Below are 16,532 nucleotides of genomic sequence, written 5' to 3' on the forward strand. Positions count from 1 at the left end.
GCCTTCCCGCCCACCGGATCTCGGATTCCCGCCCCCTTCAGCTTGTGAAGGAGATATTACAGCGGTACTTTTGCGTGTTAAGTAGACGTAACTCTGCGGTACCTTCGACAAAACGACAGGTGCGTCCGCCAGGCAGCGAACGCGCCGCCCTCCTCCGGAGCCCACGTGGACACCGCTGATCACCTTCAGCTTCCGAGACCCTCATCGATCGCGTCCCCCTCGTCGATCGCATACAACAACGCCCGCCGCGTCCTCTCGGGCAACTGGACCGGATGCTCCACGGTCCCCTCGCGCACCCTGTACCCACACCAGTGGAGCTGGGACTCGGGCTTCGTCGCCATCGGCCTGCGTCACCTCTCCCCCGTCCGCGCGCAGAGCGAGCTGGAGTCGCTGCTCGCCGCCCAGTGGGCCGACGGCCGGGTCCCGCACATCGTCTTCAACCCCGCGGTCCCGCTCTCCGCGTACTTCCCGAGCCCCGACTTCTGGCGCTCCTCCCTCGCGGGGGACCGCGCCGGGGCGCCGACCGCCGTGGAGACCTCCGGCATCGTGCAGCCCCCCATCCACGCGGTGGCCGCCTGGCTCGTGCACCAGGCCGACCCCGCCGCGTCCGAGAGCCGCGGCTTCCTCGCCCGCCTCTACCCCCGGCTCGTCGCCTGGCAGCGCTACCTCACCGAGCGCCGCGACCTCGGCGGCCGCGGCCTTGCGTCCATCGTCCACCCCTGGGAGTCCGGCATGGACAACAGCCCGTGCTGGGACCCGCCGCTCTCCCGCATCGAGCCCGCCGCCACCGCGACGTTCCAGCGCGCCGACCTCGACCACGGCTGCGCGACCGACCGGCCCACCGACCTGGACTACGGGCGTTATGTCCGCCTCGCCGAGCGGTACCGCGACGACGGGTACGCCGACGACGCGGGCCGCCACCGCTTCGCCGTGGAAGATCCCGGGTTCAACGCCCTGCTCGCCGCCTCGGAGCACGCGCTCGCCGACATCGCCGCCGCGATCGGCGCCGACCCCTACGACCACCAGGTGCGCGCCGAGCAGTTGACGACGGCGCTGCTCAAGCGGCTGTGGAGCCAGGACGACGGCCTCTTCCTGTGCCACGACGTACTCGCGGGGCGCACGGTGCGCGAGCGCAGCGCCGCGGGGCTGCTGCCGCTGATCCTCCCCGGCCTTCCCGACGAGATCGCCACGGCGCTGCTGGCCACGGCGGCGGGCGAGCACTTCGGCCTCGACGGCTCGGTCAGGCTCGTGCCGAGCTACGACCTCAAGGGCCACGCGTTCGACCCCTGCCGGTACTGGCGCGGGCCCGCGTGGTTCAACGTGAACTGGCTGCTGGAGCGCGGGCTGCGCCTGCACGGCGCCGCCGACCGGGCCGACGCGCTGCGCGCCACCCTGCTGGGGGCCGCGGCGGACTCCGGGTTCGCCGAGTATGTGGACCCGTTCACCGGCCAGGCCAGGGGGAGCCGCGACTTCAGCTGGACCGCGGCCCTCACCATCGACCTGCTCGCGGAGGTGGACCGTTGATCACGACAGGGCACTGCCTGCTCGTCAACGACGGCACGTTTCTCGCGGTCGGTCCTTCGGGGGACATCACCGGCGAGCGCGGCGCCCATCCGCACGGCCTCTTCGCGCGCGACGCCCGGCACCTCAGCCGCTGGCAGCTGACCGTCGACGGCTCGACGCCGACCGTCCTGATGCCCGCCGAGTCCACGGGCGCGAGCGCGACCAGCGTCCTGACCCCGCCCGGCAGCCGCGCCGAGGCGCCCGCGCTGACCGTCTTCCGCGAGCAGCGCGTGAGCGACGGCGGTCTGGTGGAGCGCATCAGGCTCAGCAGCAACCGAGGCGCGCCCTGCGAGACGCTGCTCGCCCTGATCGTCGACGCGGACTTCGCCGATCAGTTCGAGCTGCGTTCCGATCACCGCTGGTACGAGAAGCCGCACGCGGTGCGCACCAGGTCGTTACTTCCCGACGGGGTCGAGTTCGGCTACCGGCGCCGTGAGTGGCACTCGCGCACGGCCGTGACGGCCGAGCCCGCGCCCGAGGCGGTCGAGGAGACCGGCAGCGGCGCGCGGCGGCTGTGCTGGCGCGTCGAGCTGCCGCCGCACGGCTCGGCCGAGCTGACGCTGCGCGTGGCGGCGCACCCGTACGGCGCGCCCGAGTCGGCGGCGGTCTTCCCCGAGGACCCGGCGCCGCGCGAGCTCGACGTCCCCGATGGCTGGCCGGGGCTCGCCCGCGCGTGCGCGCAGGGCCTGGCCGACCTGACCGCGCTGCGCATGACCGCGACCGGCCCCGACGGCGAGCCGGTGCGCGTTCCGGCCGCGGGGGTGCCGTGGTTCCTCACGCTGCTCGGCCGCCATGCCGCGATCGCCTCGCTGTTCGCGCTCCCCGCGCGCCCCGAGACGGCCGCGGCGACGCTGCTCGCGCTGGCCGCGGCGCAGGCCACGGGCGAGGACGCGGACCGGCTCGCGCAGCCGGGCAAGATCGTGCACGAGCTGCGCCACGGCGAGCTCGCCCACTTCGGGCAGGTGCCGTACGGGCGTTACTACGGCTCGGTGGACAGCACCCCGCTCTTCCTCGTGCTGCTGGGCGCCCACGCGCAGGCCACGGGCGACGACAAGCTGGCCCACCGCCTTGAACGGAACGCCCGGGCCGCGGTGGACTGGATGTTCCACTCGGGCGGCCTGGCCGAGCACGGCTATCTGCGCTACCGCGCCGACGAGGGCGGCCTGGCGAACCAGAGCTGGAAGGACTCCCCCGGCGCGATCTGCCGCGCCGACGGCACCCCGGCCAAGGGCGTCATCACGGCGGCATCGGCACAGGGTTACGCGTATGACGCGCTGCGCCGCACGGCCCGCCTGGCGCGTTCCACCTGGGACGACCCCCGGTACGCCGACCGCCTCGACGCGGCGGCCGACGGGCTCAGGGCGCGTTTCCTCGCCGACTTCTGGCTGGACGAGCGGGACTTCCCCGCGCTGGCCCTCGACGGCGAGGGCGAACGGGTCGACGCGCTCGGCTCGGACGCGGGCCATCTGCTGTGGACGGGCATCCTCGACGAGGAGCGTGGCAAGTCCGTGGGGCGGCGCCTGCTCTCGCCCGCGTTCTTCACCGGCTGGGGCGTGCGCACGCTGGCGGCGGGCCAGGAGGCGTACCACCCGCTGTCGTACCACCGGGGCAGCGTGTGGCCGCACGACAGCGCGATCGCGGCACTCGGCCTCGCGCGGTACGGCCTGCACGAGGAGGCGGCGACGCTCACGCGTGGCCTGCTCGCGATGGCGGAGCGGCACGGCTACCGGATGCCCGAGGTGATCGCGGGCTACGCCCGCGCCGAACACCCCGAGCCCGTCCCCTATCCCCACGCGTGCTCGCCGCAGGCGTGGGCGGCGGCCTCGCCGCTCGCGCTGCGCACGGCGGTCTCGAACGTCGCGGCCGCGGCGCGCTGACCGGGCCCCGCCCGCCCCTTCCGGGAGGGGCGGGCGGTCGGGGCCGCGGCAGGGCGGCGGAGTGCGGGGCGGCGGCGCGCGCGGCGCGGTCTCGACGGGGGCGCGCGCGGGGCGGTCAGCCGCCCGAGGTCGCGGACTCCGCGTCGGCGGTGACGCAGGCGCCCGCGTCGTACGGGTCGGCCAGCCAGCCGTCGGGGAGCGCCACTCTGTTCCGGCCCGAGGTGCGGCCACGGGGACCGTCGGCCGCGGCGGGCCACTCCTGGGAGAGGTCAAGGGTGCCCAGCAGGTCCTCCAGCTCGGCGAGCGAGGCGACCACGGCCAGGCGGCCCCGCAGGTCGGAGCCCACCGAGAACCCCTTGGTGTACCAGGCGACATGCTTGCGGAAGTCGATCACGCCGCGCGCCTCGTCCCCGAGCCACTCCCCCAGCAGCCTCGCGTGCCGCAGCATCACGTCGGCGACCTCGCGCAGCGAGGGGCGCGCATAGCCCTCGGGTCCCCGCCCGTCGAACGCGGCCACCAGGTCGGCGAACAGCCATGGGCGGCCCAGGCAGCCGCGGCCCACCACGACGCCGTCGCAGCCGGTCTCGCGCATCATCCGCACCGCGTCGTCGGCGGACCAGATGTCGCCGTTGCCCAGCACGGGGATCTCGGGCACGGCCTCCTTGAGCCGGGCGATCGCGGACCAGTCGGCCCGGCCGCCGTAGTGCTGCGCCGCGGTGCGGCCGTGCAGGGCGATCGCGGTGACGCCCTCGTCCACGGCGATGCGGCCCGCGTCGAGATGGGTGAGGTGGTCGTCGTCGATGCCCTTGCGCATCTTTACCGTGACCGGCAGGCCGCCCGCCCCCGCGACCGCCTCGCGCAGGATCGCGCGCAGCAGCGGGCGCTTGTACGGGAGCGCCGAACCCCCGCCGCGCCTGGTCACCTTGGGGACGGGACAGCCGAAGTTCAGGTCGATGTGGTCGGCCAGGTCCTCGTCGGCGATCATCCGCACCGCGCGCCCGACCGTGGCCGGGTCCACGCCGTAGAGCTGGAGGGAGCGGGGCTTCTCCGCGGCGTCGAAGTGGATGAGCCGCATCGTCTTGTCGTTCCGCTCGACCAGGGCCCTGCTGGTGATCATCTCGCTGACGAACAGCCCGCGCCCGGCCGCGAACTCGCGGCACAGGGTCCTGAACGGCGCGTTGGTGATGCCCGCCATCGGGGCCAGCACCACGGGCGGGTCCACGGCGTGCGGGCCGTAGTGGAGCGGAGTCGTCATGGAGCCCATTGTCCCCCGGCGCGGCGGGGGCCGCGCGGGAGCGGACAGAAGAGATCCTGACAGATATTGACATCTGTCAGTTGATGGGTCACTCTGGGGGCATGACACATTCAGAGACGGCTTCTTCTCCGGTGGCCACTTCCTCCTCCACGACCGCTCCTTCTCCAGCTCCTTCTGCGACTTCGGCTGCTTCTCCGGCTTCGGCTGCTTCTCCGGCTTCGTCCGCGATGCCGCTCCGGCGGCTCGGGGCGACCGGGCCGGAGGTCTCGGCGCTCGGCCTGGGCTGCATGGGCATGTCCGCGCTCTACGGCGAGGCGGACCGCGCCGAGTCCCTGGCGACGATCCACGCCGCGCTCGACGCGGGCGTCACCCTGCTGGACACCGGCGACTTCTACGGCATGGGGCACAACGAGTTGCTGATCGGCGAGGCGCTGCGCACGGCGCCCGCGGGGGCGCGGGAGCGGGCCCTGGTCAGCGTGAAGTTCGGCGCGCTGCGCACCCCTGAGGGCGCCTTCGTCGGCTATGACGGCCGCCCGGCCGCCGTGAAGAGCTTCGCGGCGTACTCCCTGCAACGGCTCGGCACCGACCACATCGACATCTACCGCATCGCGCGGGCCGACCCGGATGTGCCCATCGAGGAGACGGTCGGTGCGATCGCCGAGCTGGTCGAGAGCGGGCATGTGCGCCACATAGGGCTCTCGGAGCTGGGGGCCGACACGATCAGGCGGGCCGCGGCCACCGCGCCGATAGCGGACCTCCAGATCGAGTACTCGCTGGTCTCGCGCGGCATCGAGCCGGAGATCCTGCCCACCGTGCGGGAGTTGGGCATCGGCGTCACGGCCTATGGCGTGCTCTCCCGCGGCCTGATCAGCGGGCACTGGACGCCCGACCGGCGCCTGTCGCCGACCGACTTCCGCGCCATGTCCCCGCGCTTCTCCCCGGAGAACATCCAGCACAATCTCGGCCTGGTCGAGATCCTGCGGGAGATGGCCGACGACAAGGGCGTGACGGTCGCGCAGCTGGCCATCGCGTGGGTGCTCGCCCAGGGCGAGGACATCGTCCCGCTCGTCGGCGCCAGGACCAGGCAGCGGCTGGACGAATCGCTCGCGGCGCTGGGCGTTAGTCTCGACGCCGACGAGCTGGCCGCCCTAGGCAAGGCCCTCCCGCCCGGCTCCATAGCGGGCGAGCGGTATCCGGCGGCCCAGATGGCGCACCTGGACAGCGAGAAGTGAAGTAGGGACGGTATGGCCGAAGCGCTGACGCCCGAGCAGATCCTACGGGCCACGGAGGAGGTGCTGCGGCGCTACGGCCCGGCGAAGGCCACCGTGGTGGACGTGGCGCGGGCCCTCGGCGTCAGCCATGGCACGGTCTACCGCCACTTCAGGACCAAGGCCGCGCTGCGCGAGGCCGTCACCAAGCGCTGGCTCGACCGCACCACCGAGCAGCTGGAGTCCGTGGCCGAGCGCCAGGGCCCGGCCGAGGAACGCCTCGTCGACTGGCTGACGGGCCTGTTCGCGGCGAAGCGGCGCAAGGCGGGCGACGACCCGGAGCTGTTCGCGACGTACACCTCGCTCGTCGGCGAGCACAGCGAGGCCGTCGACCAGCATGTCACCGACCTGGAGGGCCAGCTGGCCCGGATCATCGAGGACGGCCGCGCGCAGGGGACGTTCACCGGCCTGTCCTCGGGGCCCGACACCGCGGCCCGCGCGGTCTTCCAGGCCACCGCCCGCTTCCACGACCCCTCGTATGCCCCGCAGTGGTCCGACCCCTCGGCGGACGCGGACTTCGAGGCGGTGCGCGACCTGATCCTGCGGGGACTGACCAGCTGATCCACCGGCGATCGCCGTCCGTGCCCGGGCACAGGCACGACGGGCGCCCCCGGCGCGGCGGATGGACGTGCCCGCGGGCTAGCCGCGCGCTGGACACCGCGGGCTGGGACGGCTGATCTCGTGAGCGACGCCGGTCGCTCCCGGGTGGGGGCGGACCGGCGTCGGTCGGGAAGGGCGGGGGTCAGCAGCCCACGAGGCGGGCCCCCAGGTAGGACTCGATCTGGTCGAGCGAGACCCGCTCCTGCTTCATCGAGTCACGCTCGCGCACGGTCACGGCGTTGTCGTCCAGGGTGTCGAAGTCGACCGTCACACAAAACGGCGTGCCGATCTCGTCCTGGCGACGGTAGCGGCGGCCGATGGCGCCCGCGTCGTCGAACTCGATGTTCCAGCTCCGGCGCAGCGCGGTGGCCAGGTCGCGGGCCTTCGGGGAGAGCTGGGGGTTCCGGGAGAGCGGCAGCACGCCGACCTTGACCGGGGCGAGGCGCGGGTCGAGGCCGAGCACGGCGCGCTTCTCCATCTTGCCCTTGGCGTTGGGTGCCTCGTCCTCGCGGTACCCGTCGAGGAGGAACGCCAGCATCGTGCGGCCGACACCCGCGGCGGGCTCGATGACATAGGGCGTCCAGCGCTCGCCCGCCTCCTGGTCGAAGTAGCTCAGGTCCTGGCCCGACGCCTTGGAGTGGGCGTTGAGGTCGTAGTCGGTGCGGTTGGCGACACCCTCGAGCTCACCGAACTCCGAGCCCTGGAAGTTGAAGCGGTACTCGATGTCGGCGGTGCGCTTGGAGTAGTGGGACAGCTTCTCCTTGGGGTGCTCGTACCACCGCATGTTCGCCTCGGAGAGGCCGAGGTCGCGGTACCAGCTCCAGCGCTGCTCCATCCAGTATCCGTGCCAGTGCTCGTCCTCGCCTGGCTTGACGAAGAACTCCATCTCCATCTGCTCGAACTCACGGGTGCGGAAGATGAAGTTGCCGGGGGTGATCTCGTTCCTGAAGGACTTGCCCATCTGCGCGATGCCGAACGGCGGCTTGCGGCGCGACGTCTGCTGCACGGCGGCGAAGTTGGTGAAAATGCCCTGCGCGGTCTCGGGCCGCAGATAGGCCACCGAGCCCGAGTCCTGCGTCGGGCCGAGGTGGGTGGAGAGCAGCCCGGAGAACTGCTTGGGCTCGGTGAAGGTGCCCTTGTTCCCGCAGTTGGGGCAGTTGAGGTCGGCGAGGCCGCCGGTGGGCGCGTGGCCGTGCTTCGCCTCGTACGCCTCCTCCAGGTGGTCCGCGCGGAAGCGCTTGTGGCAGGAGGTGCACTCGGTCAGCGGGTCGGTGAAGGTGGCGACGTGCCCCGACGCCTGCCACACCTCCGTGGCCAGGATGACCGACGAGTCGATCCCGACGACGTCGTCGCGCGAGGTGACCATGGCGCGCCACCACTGGCGCTTGATGTTCTCCTTCAGCTCCACGCCCAGCGGCCCGTAGTCCCAGGCGGCACGCTGCCCGCCGTAGATCTCGCTGCTGGGGTAGACGAAGCCACGGCGCTTGCTGAGGCTGACGATGGTGTCGATCTTGTCGGCGGCCACGGTGCTCTCTTCAGGACGAAGGACGACATGGAATTGCCTCAGGTTACCGGCGTACAAGGGGGCCGCAGCAAATCGGTAACGGGAATCCGGACCGGCCGGGGCGACCCCTCCCACAGGGCCCGCCGTCAGGCCACATTGACCCATTTGACAATCATTTCCACTTGTAGTGAAAATGGCTGTCATGACAACAAGACGCCGTTCACGCTCCCGGATACGCATCCCCGCCCTGGCCGCCGGTGCCACGGCACTCGGCCTGCTGGCCCTCTCGGCCTGCGGCTCGGACGACGGCGGGGGCGGGGGCGACGAAGGGCAGGGCGGGGACGGCCGGTTGAGCGTAGTGGCGTCGTTCTATCCGATGGAGTTCCTGGTGGAGCGCATCGGCGGCGACCATGTCTCCGTGGAAACCCTCACCGAGCCGGGCGTCGAGCCGCACGACCTGGAGATCAGCCCCCAGCAGACCGCCTCGCTCCACGAGGCCGACCTCGTCGTCTACCTGGCCGGGCTCCAGCCCGCCGTGGACGACGCGATCGAGCAGTCGGGCGCCGAACACGTCGCCGAGGCCACGTCGTTCACCACCCTCCACGAGGACGAGGGCCACGCCGGGGACGAGCACGGCGAGCACGGCGAGGAGGAGGAGCACGGCGAGGACGAGCACGCCGACGAGGGCCACGGCGAGGACGAGGCCCACGAGGAGGAGCACGGCCACGCGCACGAGGGCGGGCTCGACCCGCATGTGTGGCTCGACCCCGTGAAGTACGGCGAGGTCGCCGAGGGCGTCGGCGCCGCGCTTGCCGAGGCCGACCCGGACAACGCCGCCGACTACGAGCGCGCCACCGCCGAGCTCACCGAGGAGCTGACCGCGCTGGACCAGGAGTTCAGCGAGGGACTGGCCGCGGCCGAGACGGACACGTTCATCACGACGCACTCGGCGTTCGGCTACCTCGCCGAGCGCTACGGCCTCCGCCAGGAGTCCATCGCCGGTCTCGACCCCGAGTCCGAGCCCAGCGCCGCCCGGATGCGCGATCTCCAGGAGATCGCCGAGGCGGACGGCGTGACCACCGTCTTCTTCGAGACCCTGGTCAGCGACGAGACCGCGCGCACCCTGGCCGACGACCTCGGGATCGACACGGCCGTCCTCGACCCGCTCGAGGGAATCACCGAGGACTCCCCCGGCGCTGACTACATCGCCGTGATGCGCGCCAACCTCGAGGCCCTGCGCCTCGCGCTCGGCGCCGCCTGACCCCGGCGGCCCACGGGCCGACGCGCACACGGACAGACGCACGGACACACGCACGGACGCACGACGAGACGGAAGAGGTCCCCCATGGAGCCCGTGATATCCCTGACCGGGGTCCGCGCCGAGCTCGGCGGGCAGCGGGTCCTGCACGGCGTCGACCTGGCCGTGCGCCCCGGCGAGGTGGTCGCGCTGCTCGGCGCCAACGGCTCGGGCAAGTCCACCGCCGTGCGCGCCGCCGTGGGGCAGGTGCCGGTCAGCGCGGGCACGTTGACGCTGTTCGGCACCCCGGTCCGGCGGTTCCGCGACTGGGCCAGGGTCGGCTATGTCCCGCAGCGCTCGACCGCCGCGGGCGGCGTGCCCGCCACCGTGCGCGAGGTCGTCGCGGCAGGGCGCCTGGCCCGCCGCGGCCTGCGCCCGCTGCGCCGCGCCGACCACGCCGCCGTGGACCGCGCCCTTGGCCTGGTGGGCCTGGCCGACCGGGCGCACGACGCGGTGGACGCGCTCTCGGGCGGCCAGCACCAGCGCGTGCTGATCGCGCGCGCGCTGACGGCCGAGCCCGAGGCGTTGATCATGGACGAACCACTCGCGGGCGTCGACCTGGCCAGCCAGCGCGTGCTCGCGGGGACGCTGCGGACGCTGGTCGCCGACGGGGTCGCGGTGCTGCTCGTGCTGCACGAGACGGGCCCGCTCCAGCCATTGATCGACCGGGCCGTCGTGCTGGCCCACGGCCGGGTGGAGCGCACCGTCGAGCACCCGGCCGGGCTGCCCGAGAGCCAGGCATGCCATCCGGCCGACGCCGTTGAGCCGTCGGCCGAGTCGCCGCTCCAGACGGGGATCCTGTGATGTTCGAGCTGCTCGACTACCCCTTCATGCAACGGGCCCTGCTGGCCGCCCTGTTGATCGGCGTGGCCGCCCCCGCCGTCGGCATCTACCTCGTGCAGCGGCGGCAGGCGCTCATGGGCGACGGCATCGGGCATGTCGCGTTGACGGGCGTGGCCCTCGGCTTCCTGTTCGAGAGCAGCCCCGTCTGGACGGCCGTCGCCGTCTCGGCGCTCGGCGCGGTCGGGATGGAGCTGCTGCGCGCCTCGGGGCGTGCGCGCGGCGACATCGCGCTGGCCATGCTGTTCTACGGCGGCATGGCGGGCGGCGTCATGATCATCAACCTGGCGCCCGGCGGCTCGACGGCCAACCTCACCAGCTACCTGTGGGGCTCGGTGACCACCGTCTCGCCCGACGACATCACCGCGATCACGCTGCTCTCGGCGTTCGTGGTGCTGGTGGCGCTCGGGCTGCGCAGGCAGCTGTTCGCGGTGTGCCAGGACGAGGAGTTCGCCCGCGTGACGGGCCTGCCGGTGCGGGCGCTCAACCTGCTGCTCGCCGTCACCGCGGCCGCCACCGTCACCGTCGCGATGCGCGTGGTCGGCCTGCTGCTGGTCAGCGCGCTGATGGTGATCCCCGTGGTGGCCGCCCAGCAGGTCACCCGCGGCTTCGCGACGACGCTGGCCGCGGCCCTGACGATCGGCGTGCTGGTCTCCGTCTCCGGCACCGCCACGTCGTACTACCAGGACGTGCCGCCGGGGGCCACCATCGTGCTCCTGGCGATCGGCGTCTTCGTGCTCGCGGCCCTGCTCGCCGTGCCGCTGGCCAGGCTGCGGGCCAGGCGCGCGCGGCCCGCGACCCCCGGCGCCGGGAGCGATCGCGACCCCGCGCTCGCGGCCCGCCCGTGAAGGCCGCCCGAAACCGATGGCGAAAGGGGCTACCCTGGCCGAGCAGACGACGCAGGAACGAACGACGCTCGGGAGGCTCTCCGTGGGGACGGCAGAACCGTCGGTGCGCGGCCGGTCGACGCGCCAGCGCGCGGCGGTCGCGGCGGCGCTGGCCGAGGTGGACGAGTTCCGCAGCGCGCAGGAGCTGCACGACATGCTCAAGCACCGCGGCGACTCGGTCGGCCTCACCACCGTCTACCGCACCCTCCAGTCGCTCGCCGACGCGGGAGAGGTGGACGTTCTGCGCACCAACGACGGCGAGGCCGTCTACCGCAGGTGCAGCACCGAGGAGCACCACCACCACCTGGTGTGCCGCTCATGCGGCAAGGCGGTGGAGGTCGCGGGGCCCGCGGTCGAGAAGTGGGCGGACGCGATCGCCGCCGAGCACGGGTTCGTGGACGTGGACCACACCGTGGAGATCTTCGGCACATGCGGCGACTGCGCCCGCAGGGCGCAGGAAGGCTAGCCGCCGCCCGCTAGCCCCCCCGCGGGCGCGCCGCCCGAAGCACCGCCAGAGACACCGTCAGAGACACCACCAGGGGCCCCGCCCGCGATCTCGTTGGGGAGGGCGCCGCCGAAGCGGCGGTCGCGTGAGGCGTACTCGGCGCAGGCGTCCCACAGGTTGCGCCGGTCGAAGTCGGGCCACAGCACGTCCTGGTAGACCATCTCGGCGTAAGCGCTCTGCCAGATCAGGTAGTTGGACGTGCGCTGCTCGCCCGAGGGGCGCAGGAAGAGGTCCACGTCCGGCATGTCGGAGTGGTACAGATACCGCGCGAACGTCCGCTCGTCGACCCTCTCCGGCGATATCCGCCCGGCCCGCGCGTCCTCCGCCAGGCGCGCCGCCGCGTCCGCGATCTCCGCGCGGCCACCGTAGTTGACGCACATGTAGAGCGTCATCACGTCGTTGTCCCGCGTGCGCTCCTCGGCCGCCTGGAGCTTGCGGATCACCGACTTCCACAGGCGCGGCTCGCGCCCCGCCCACCGCACGCGCACGCCCATGGCGTCCAGCTCGTCGGTGCGCCGGTCGATCACGTCGCGGTTGAAGCCCATGAGGAAGCGGACCTCGTCGGGGGAACGCTTCCAGTTCTCCGTGGAGAAGGCGTAGAGCGAGAGGTTCCGCACGCCCATCTCGATGCAGCCCTTGACCACTTCGAGGACGACGCCCTCGCCGACCTTGTGCCCCTCGGTACGTGGCAGCCCGCGCCGCTTGGCCCAGCGGCCGTTCCCGTCCATCACGATCGCCACATGGCGGGGGATCAACTCGCCGGGGAGCTTGGGCGGTCGCGCACCCGAGGGGTGCGGGTCGGGGGCGCGGTACTCGCGACGCGGCCGGGACACGAGGATTCCACGGCGGGCCATGGCGAACTCCAGGAGTAGGTGCTGTCCTGCCGCCGAGGGTATCCCTCTCAGCCCTTCTCGACGAACCGCAGGGACCGCAGCCCCCGTTCCAGATGCCAGTGCAGATACGCCGAGACGAGCCCGCTGCCCTCCCTGACGTGCCGGGCCTCGGCCCCGTCGGCCGTCTCCCAGTCGCCCGCGAGCAGCGCGCCAAGCAGCCGCAGCGCCTCGGGGGACGGCACCACGCTGCCGGGAACGCGGCAGTCGCCGCACACCGAACCCCCCGCGGCCACCGAGAAGAAGCGGTTCGGGCCCGGGAGCCCGCACTTCGCGCAGTCGACAAAGGTGGGCGCGTACCCGCCGACCGCGAGCGAACGCAGCAGGAACGCGTCCAGCACGAGCCCCGGCGCGTGCGCCCCGGCGGCCAGCGTCCGCAGCCCGCCCACGAGCAGGAGGTACTGCTGGACGTTCGGCTCGCCCTCGTGGTCGGTGAAGCGCTCCGCGGTCTCCAGCATCGCGGTGCCCGCGGTGTACCGCGCGTAGTCGTCGACGATGTGCCGCCCGTACGGCGCGATCGTCTCGGTCTGCGTGCACAGCGGCAGCCCGCGCCCGACGAGCGCGCCGCCCCGCGCGAAGAACTGCACGTCCACGTGCGAGAACGGCTCAAGGCGCGCGCCAAAGCGCGACTTGGTGCGCCGCACCCCGCGCGCCACCGCACGCACCCGCCCATGGGTCCTGGTCAGCAGTGTGATGATCCGATCCGCCTCCCCGAGCTTCTGGGTGCGCAGCACGATGCCGTCGTCGCGGAACAGGGTCATGCGGGCCATTCTGGCCCATGCCCCGTTCGGCCGACCCCCGCCGGGCGCGGCGGGGGCGGCTCCCGGAAGGTGGAGGGGTGGACCCCTCGGTGACGCCAAGTCGCAGACGGTGGCGCCGCTGGGTCATGTCGGGCGAGCCCGCGCTCCGGATCGGCCGCCTGAACCTGGCCTGGCTGCTGCCGACCGGGCTGCTCGTCACCATCGCCGCCGTGGACACGCAGACCTCGGGCGACCTCAGGATCGTCACCTGGATCGTGCTGGTGCCCGGCATCGCGGCGGCGCTGTGCGGGGTGGTGGCCACGGCCCTGTTCGCCGCGGGCGCCGCCGCCCTCTTCGCGCTCCTCGACCAGGCCCACGAGTACCGCTACCACCGCGGCGCCGTCGACTTCTGGCTCGTGGTGGCGGGCGGGCTGCTCGCCGTGCTCGCCGCGTGGCTGCGCCGCCGCGCCCGCGACCTGCTGGTGAGCGTGGAGAACGCGGCCGACGCGACCCGGCTCGCGGTGCTGCGCCCGATCCCGCGGGGGGCGGGGGGCCTCGAGTCGGCCAGCGTCTACCTGGCGGCGGACAGCGCGGCCCGGGTGGGCGGCGACTTCTTCGACATCCAGCCGTCGCCGCACGGCACGCGCGTGATGCTCGGCGATGTGCAGGGCAAGGGAACGTCCGCGGTGGACGCGGCGGCGGCGCTGCTGAGCGCGTTCAGGGAGGCCGCGTACTACGAGCGGGAGCTCGCGGCGGTGGCGTGGCGCCTGGAGACCAGGATGCGGCGGCACAACTACTACATCGCCGCGCTCGGCCAGCCCGACGCGCGCTTCACGACGGCGGTGCTGGTGTCGTTCCCCCCGGCGGACACCGGCTGGATCGAGCTGGTCAACTTCGGGCACCCCGGGCCGCTCGCCCTCGGCGGCGCGGAGCGCGTGCGGCGGCTGCCCGAGGGCGAGGGGGCGCCGCTCGGCATGGTCGACCTGGTGGCCGGGGTGGAGGGGCACAGGTGGGCGGGGTGGCCGCCGACGCGACGGGTGCCGTTCGGGCGGGGGGAGACGCTGCTGCTGTTCTCGGACGGGGTGACGGAGGCGCGCGACCGGTCGGGCGCGTTCCTGCCGCTGACCGACCGGCTCGAGGAAGACGACGACACCGCGCCCGCCACCGTGGTGGACCGGGTCAGCCGGGCGGTGCTCGACCACACCAGGCGGCGCCTGGCCGACGACACGGCGGTTCTCGCGGTGCGCAGGACGGAGCACCGGGGGGACGAGGGCATCGCGCCCTACGCGTTCCCCGAGCCGCCGCCCGGGGTGCCGCGCGGCTGAGCCCTCACGGCCCTGCCGTCTCGGCCCTGCCGTCTCGGCCCTGCCGTCTCGGCCCTGCCGTCTCGGATGCTGATACGGCCGAGGCGTGTGGCACCGGGGGGATTAGGCTGGGCAGGCGATGCGTTTCGGGATTCTTCTCCTTAGCCGCCGCGGCGAGGGTCTGTAGTCAGGCCGACCCCCTCCCCGCGGAGTGCGGCGCTGCCGTCGGCCCCCACGTCCGTCCGCCCGGGAGAATCGCCCCTCATGAGCAAGCCGACCCCGTTGACCGCCGCCTCCGTACGCCAGCGGCCCTCCGGGATGCCGATCCACAAGTACCGCCCGTTCGAGGCCGTCGACCTGCCCGACCGCACCTGGCCGAGCAGGCGCCTCACCGCCGCCCCCCGCTGGCTCTCCACGGACCTGCGCGACGGCAACCAAGCCCTGATCGACCCGATGTCCCCGGCCCGCAAGCGCGCGATGTTCGACCTGCTGGTGCGCATGGGCTACAAGGAGATCGAGGTCGGCTTCCCGTCATCGGGGCAGACCGACTTCGACTTCGTGCGCTCCATCATCGAGGAGGGCGCCATCCCCGACGACGTCACCATCTCGGTGCTGACACAGGCGCGCGAGGAGCTGATCGAGCGCACCGTCGAGTCGCTCGTGGGCGCCCACCACGCCACCGTCCACCTGTACAACGCGACCGCCCCCACGTTCCGCCGCGTCGTCTTCCGCGGCAGCCGCGAGGACGTCAAGCGGATCGCGGTGGACGGCACCAGGCTGGTGATGAAGTACGCCGAGAAGCTGCTGGACGACCGCACGGTGTTCGGGTACCAGTACAGCCCCGAGATCTTCACCGACACCGAGCTGGACTTCGCCCTCGAGGTCTGCGAGGGCGTCATGGACGTGTGGCAGCCCGACGAGGGCCGCGAGATCATCCTCAACCTGCCCGCCACGGTCGAACGCTCCACGCCCTCCACCCACGCCGACCGCTTCGAGTGGATGGGCCGCCACCTGTCGCGCCGCGAGCACGTGTGCCTGTCCGTCCACCCGCACAACGACCGCGGCACCGCCGTCGCCGCCGCCGAGCTCGCGCTGATGGCGGGCGCTGACCGGATCGAGGGCTGCCTGTTCGGGCAGGGCGAGCGCACCGGGAACGTCGACCTGGTGACCCTGGGCATGAACCTCTTCTCGCAGGGCGTCGACCCGCAGATCGACTTCTCCGAGATCGACGAGATCCGCCGCACATGGGAGTACTGCAACCAGATGGAGGTCCACCCGCGCCACCCGTATGTGGGCGACCTCGTCTACACCGCCTTCTCCGGCTCGCACCAGGACGCGATCAAGAAGGGCTTCGAGGCGATGGCCGAGGAGCCGGGCGACGTGTGGGACGTGCCGTATCTGCCGATCGACCCCAAGGACGTGGGCCGCTCCTACGAGGCCGTGATCCGGGTCAACTCCCAGTCGGGCAAGGGCGGCGTGGCCTATGTCCTCAAGAACGACCACAAGCTGGACCTGCCGCGCCGCATGCAGGTGGAGTTCTCGAAGATCATCCAGGAGAGGACGGACGCCGAGGGCGGCGAGATCACCCCCGCGCTCATGTGGGAGATCTTCACCGACGAGTACCTTCCCGCGCCGGGCTCCGGCTGGGGCCGGGTGGCGCTGCGCGAGGCGCAGACCTCGACGACGAGCGAGGGCCAGGACGCGCTCACCGTCGCGGCCGTGGTCGACGGCGTCGGCACCACGCTGACCGGCACGGGGAACGGCCCGATCGCGGCGTTCTTCGACGCGCTGGCCGCCGCGGGGGTCGTCGGGGACGAGGTCAGGCTGCTTGACTACGTCGAGCACACGATGAGCGAGGGCGCGGGGTCGCAGGCCGCCGCGTACATCGAGTGCGCCATCGGGGACCGGGTGCTGTGGGGCGTCGGCATCGACGCGAACATCGTGCGCGCCTCGCTCAAGGCCGTGGTCTCCGCGGTCAACAGGGCCTCGCGGTAGAGCAGAG

The 16,532-nt window shown here is 72.8% G+C and carries 14 protein-coding genes; 10 read left to right on the forward strand and 4 right to left on the reverse strand.

The window, feature by feature from the left end:
• The first annotated feature begins 207 nt into the window (after positions 1-207).
• Positions 208-1,524 carry a hypothetical protein gene (locus DEH69_RS08825; RefSeq protein WP_113686400.1) on the forward strand — a complete coding sequence of 439 codons (1,317 nt, stop codon included), beginning with the start codon at positions 208-210 and terminating at the stop codon, positions 1,522-1,524.
• Positions 1,524-3,440 (forward strand): glycogen debranching N-terminal domain-containing protein, encoded by a 1,917-nt coding sequence (locus DEH69_RS08830; RefSeq protein WP_113686399.1) that lies wholly within the window; start codon positions 1,524-1,526, stop codon positions 3,438-3,440. Before DEH69_RS08825 ends, DEH69_RS08830 begins: the two co-directional genes overlap by 1 nt.
• A 115-nt stretch (positions 3,441-3,555) precedes the next feature.
• On the opposite strand, the gene dusB is transcribed toward DEH69_RS08830, so the two are convergent.
• Positions 3,556-4,704: a tRNA dihydrouridine synthase DusB gene (gene dusB, locus DEH69_RS08835; RefSeq protein WP_113686351.1), complete on the reverse strand. Its 1,149-nt coding sequence runs from the start codon at positions 4,702-4,704 to the stop codon at positions 3,556-3,558.
• A 218-nt stretch (positions 4,705-4,922) separates the two neighbouring features.
• Between dusB and DEH69_RS08840 the strand changes: the two genes are divergently transcribed.
• Both DEH69_RS08840 and DEH69_RS08845 read left to right on the forward strand, forming a co-directional pair.
• Positions 4,923-5,927 carry an aldo/keto reductase gene (locus DEH69_RS08840; protein WP_113686352.1) on the forward strand — a complete coding sequence of 335 codons (1,005 nt, stop codon included), beginning with the start codon at positions 4,923-4,925 and terminating at the stop codon, positions 5,925-5,927.
• Positions 5,928-5,939: 12 nt separating this feature from the next.
• Positions 5,940-6,524: a TetR family transcriptional regulator gene (locus DEH69_RS08845; RefSeq protein WP_113686353.1), complete on the forward strand. Its 585-nt coding sequence runs from the start codon at positions 5,940-5,942 to the stop codon at positions 6,522-6,524.
• 181 nt (positions 6,525-6,705) lie between these two features.
• Here DEH69_RS08845 and DEH69_RS08850 read toward each other — a convergent pair whose 3' ends face one another.
• The gene (locus DEH69_RS08850) at positions 6,706-8,088 is read right to left on the reverse strand and encodes a glycine--tRNA ligase (RefSeq protein WP_113686354.1); all 1,383 of its coding nucleotides are present in this window, start codon (positions 8,086-8,088) and stop codon (positions 6,706-6,708) included.
• A 172-nt stretch (positions 8,089-8,260) separates the two neighbouring features.
• Here DEH69_RS08850 and DEH69_RS08855 point away from each other — a divergent pair, with 172 nt between their 5' ends.
• From DEH69_RS08855 to DEH69_RS08870, 4 genes are all read left to right on the forward strand, one after another.
• Entirely contained in the window at positions 8,261-9,328 is a 1,068-nt protein-coding gene (locus DEH69_RS08855; protein ID WP_113686355.1) for a metal ABC transporter substrate-binding protein, read from the forward strand.
• Positions 9,329-9,412: 84 nt separating this feature from the next.
• Positions 9,413-10,168 carry a metal ABC transporter ATP-binding protein gene (locus tag DEH69_RS08860; protein ID WP_113686356.1) on the forward strand — a complete coding sequence of 252 codons (756 nt, stop codon included), beginning with the start codon at positions 9,413-9,415 and terminating at the stop codon, positions 10,166-10,168.
• Positions 10,168-11,052 carry a metal ABC transporter permease gene (locus DEH69_RS08865; protein ID WP_113686357.1) on the forward strand — a complete coding sequence of 295 codons (885 nt, stop codon included), beginning with the start codon at positions 10,168-10,170 and terminating at the stop codon, positions 11,050-11,052. The genes DEH69_RS08860 and DEH69_RS08865 overlap by 1 nt, the downstream gene beginning before the upstream one ends.
• 82 nt (positions 11,053-11,134) lie before the next feature.
• Positions 11,135-11,557, forward strand: coding sequence for a Fur family transcriptional regulator (locus DEH69_RS08870; protein ID WP_113686358.1), 423 nt, complete (start codon positions 11,135-11,137; stop codon positions 11,555-11,557).
• Here the strand turns inward: DEH69_RS08870 and DEH69_RS08875 are convergent.
• Both DEH69_RS08875 and recO read right to left on the reverse strand, forming a co-directional pair.
• A complete protein-coding gene (locus DEH69_RS08875; protein ID WP_113686359.1) occupies positions 11,554-12,450 on the reverse strand; it encodes an isoprenyl transferase in 897 nt (298 codons plus the stop codon). The genes DEH69_RS08870 and DEH69_RS08875 overlap by 4 nt on opposite strands.
• A 47-nt stretch (positions 12,451-12,497) precedes the next feature.
• Positions 12,498-13,247: a DNA repair protein RecO gene (recO, locus tag DEH69_RS08880; RefSeq protein ID WP_113686401.1), complete on the reverse strand. Its 750-nt coding sequence runs from the start codon at positions 13,245-13,247 to the stop codon at positions 12,498-12,500.
• 77 nt (positions 13,248-13,324) lie between these two features.
• Here recO and DEH69_RS08885 point away from each other — a divergent pair, with 77 nt between their 5' ends.
• Both DEH69_RS08885 and leuA read left to right on the forward strand, forming a co-directional pair.
• Positions 13,325-14,551 (forward strand): PP2C family protein-serine/threonine phosphatase, encoded by a 1,227-nt coding sequence (locus DEH69_RS08885; RefSeq protein WP_258534542.1) that lies wholly within the window; start codon positions 13,325-13,327, stop codon positions 14,549-14,551.
• Between the two features lie 243 nt (positions 14,552-14,794).
• A complete protein-coding gene (gene leuA, locus DEH69_RS08890) occupies positions 14,795-16,525 on the forward strand; it encodes a 2-isopropylmalate synthase (RefSeq protein WP_113686361.1) in 1,731 nt (576 codons plus the stop codon).
• Positions 16,526-16,532: the final 7 nt, after the last annotated feature.

It is taken from the genome of Streptomyces sp. PT12 (genome assembly GCF_003311645.1).
Taxonomy (GTDB): Bacteria; Actinomycetota; Actinomycetes; order Streptomycetales; family Streptomycetaceae; genus Streptomyces.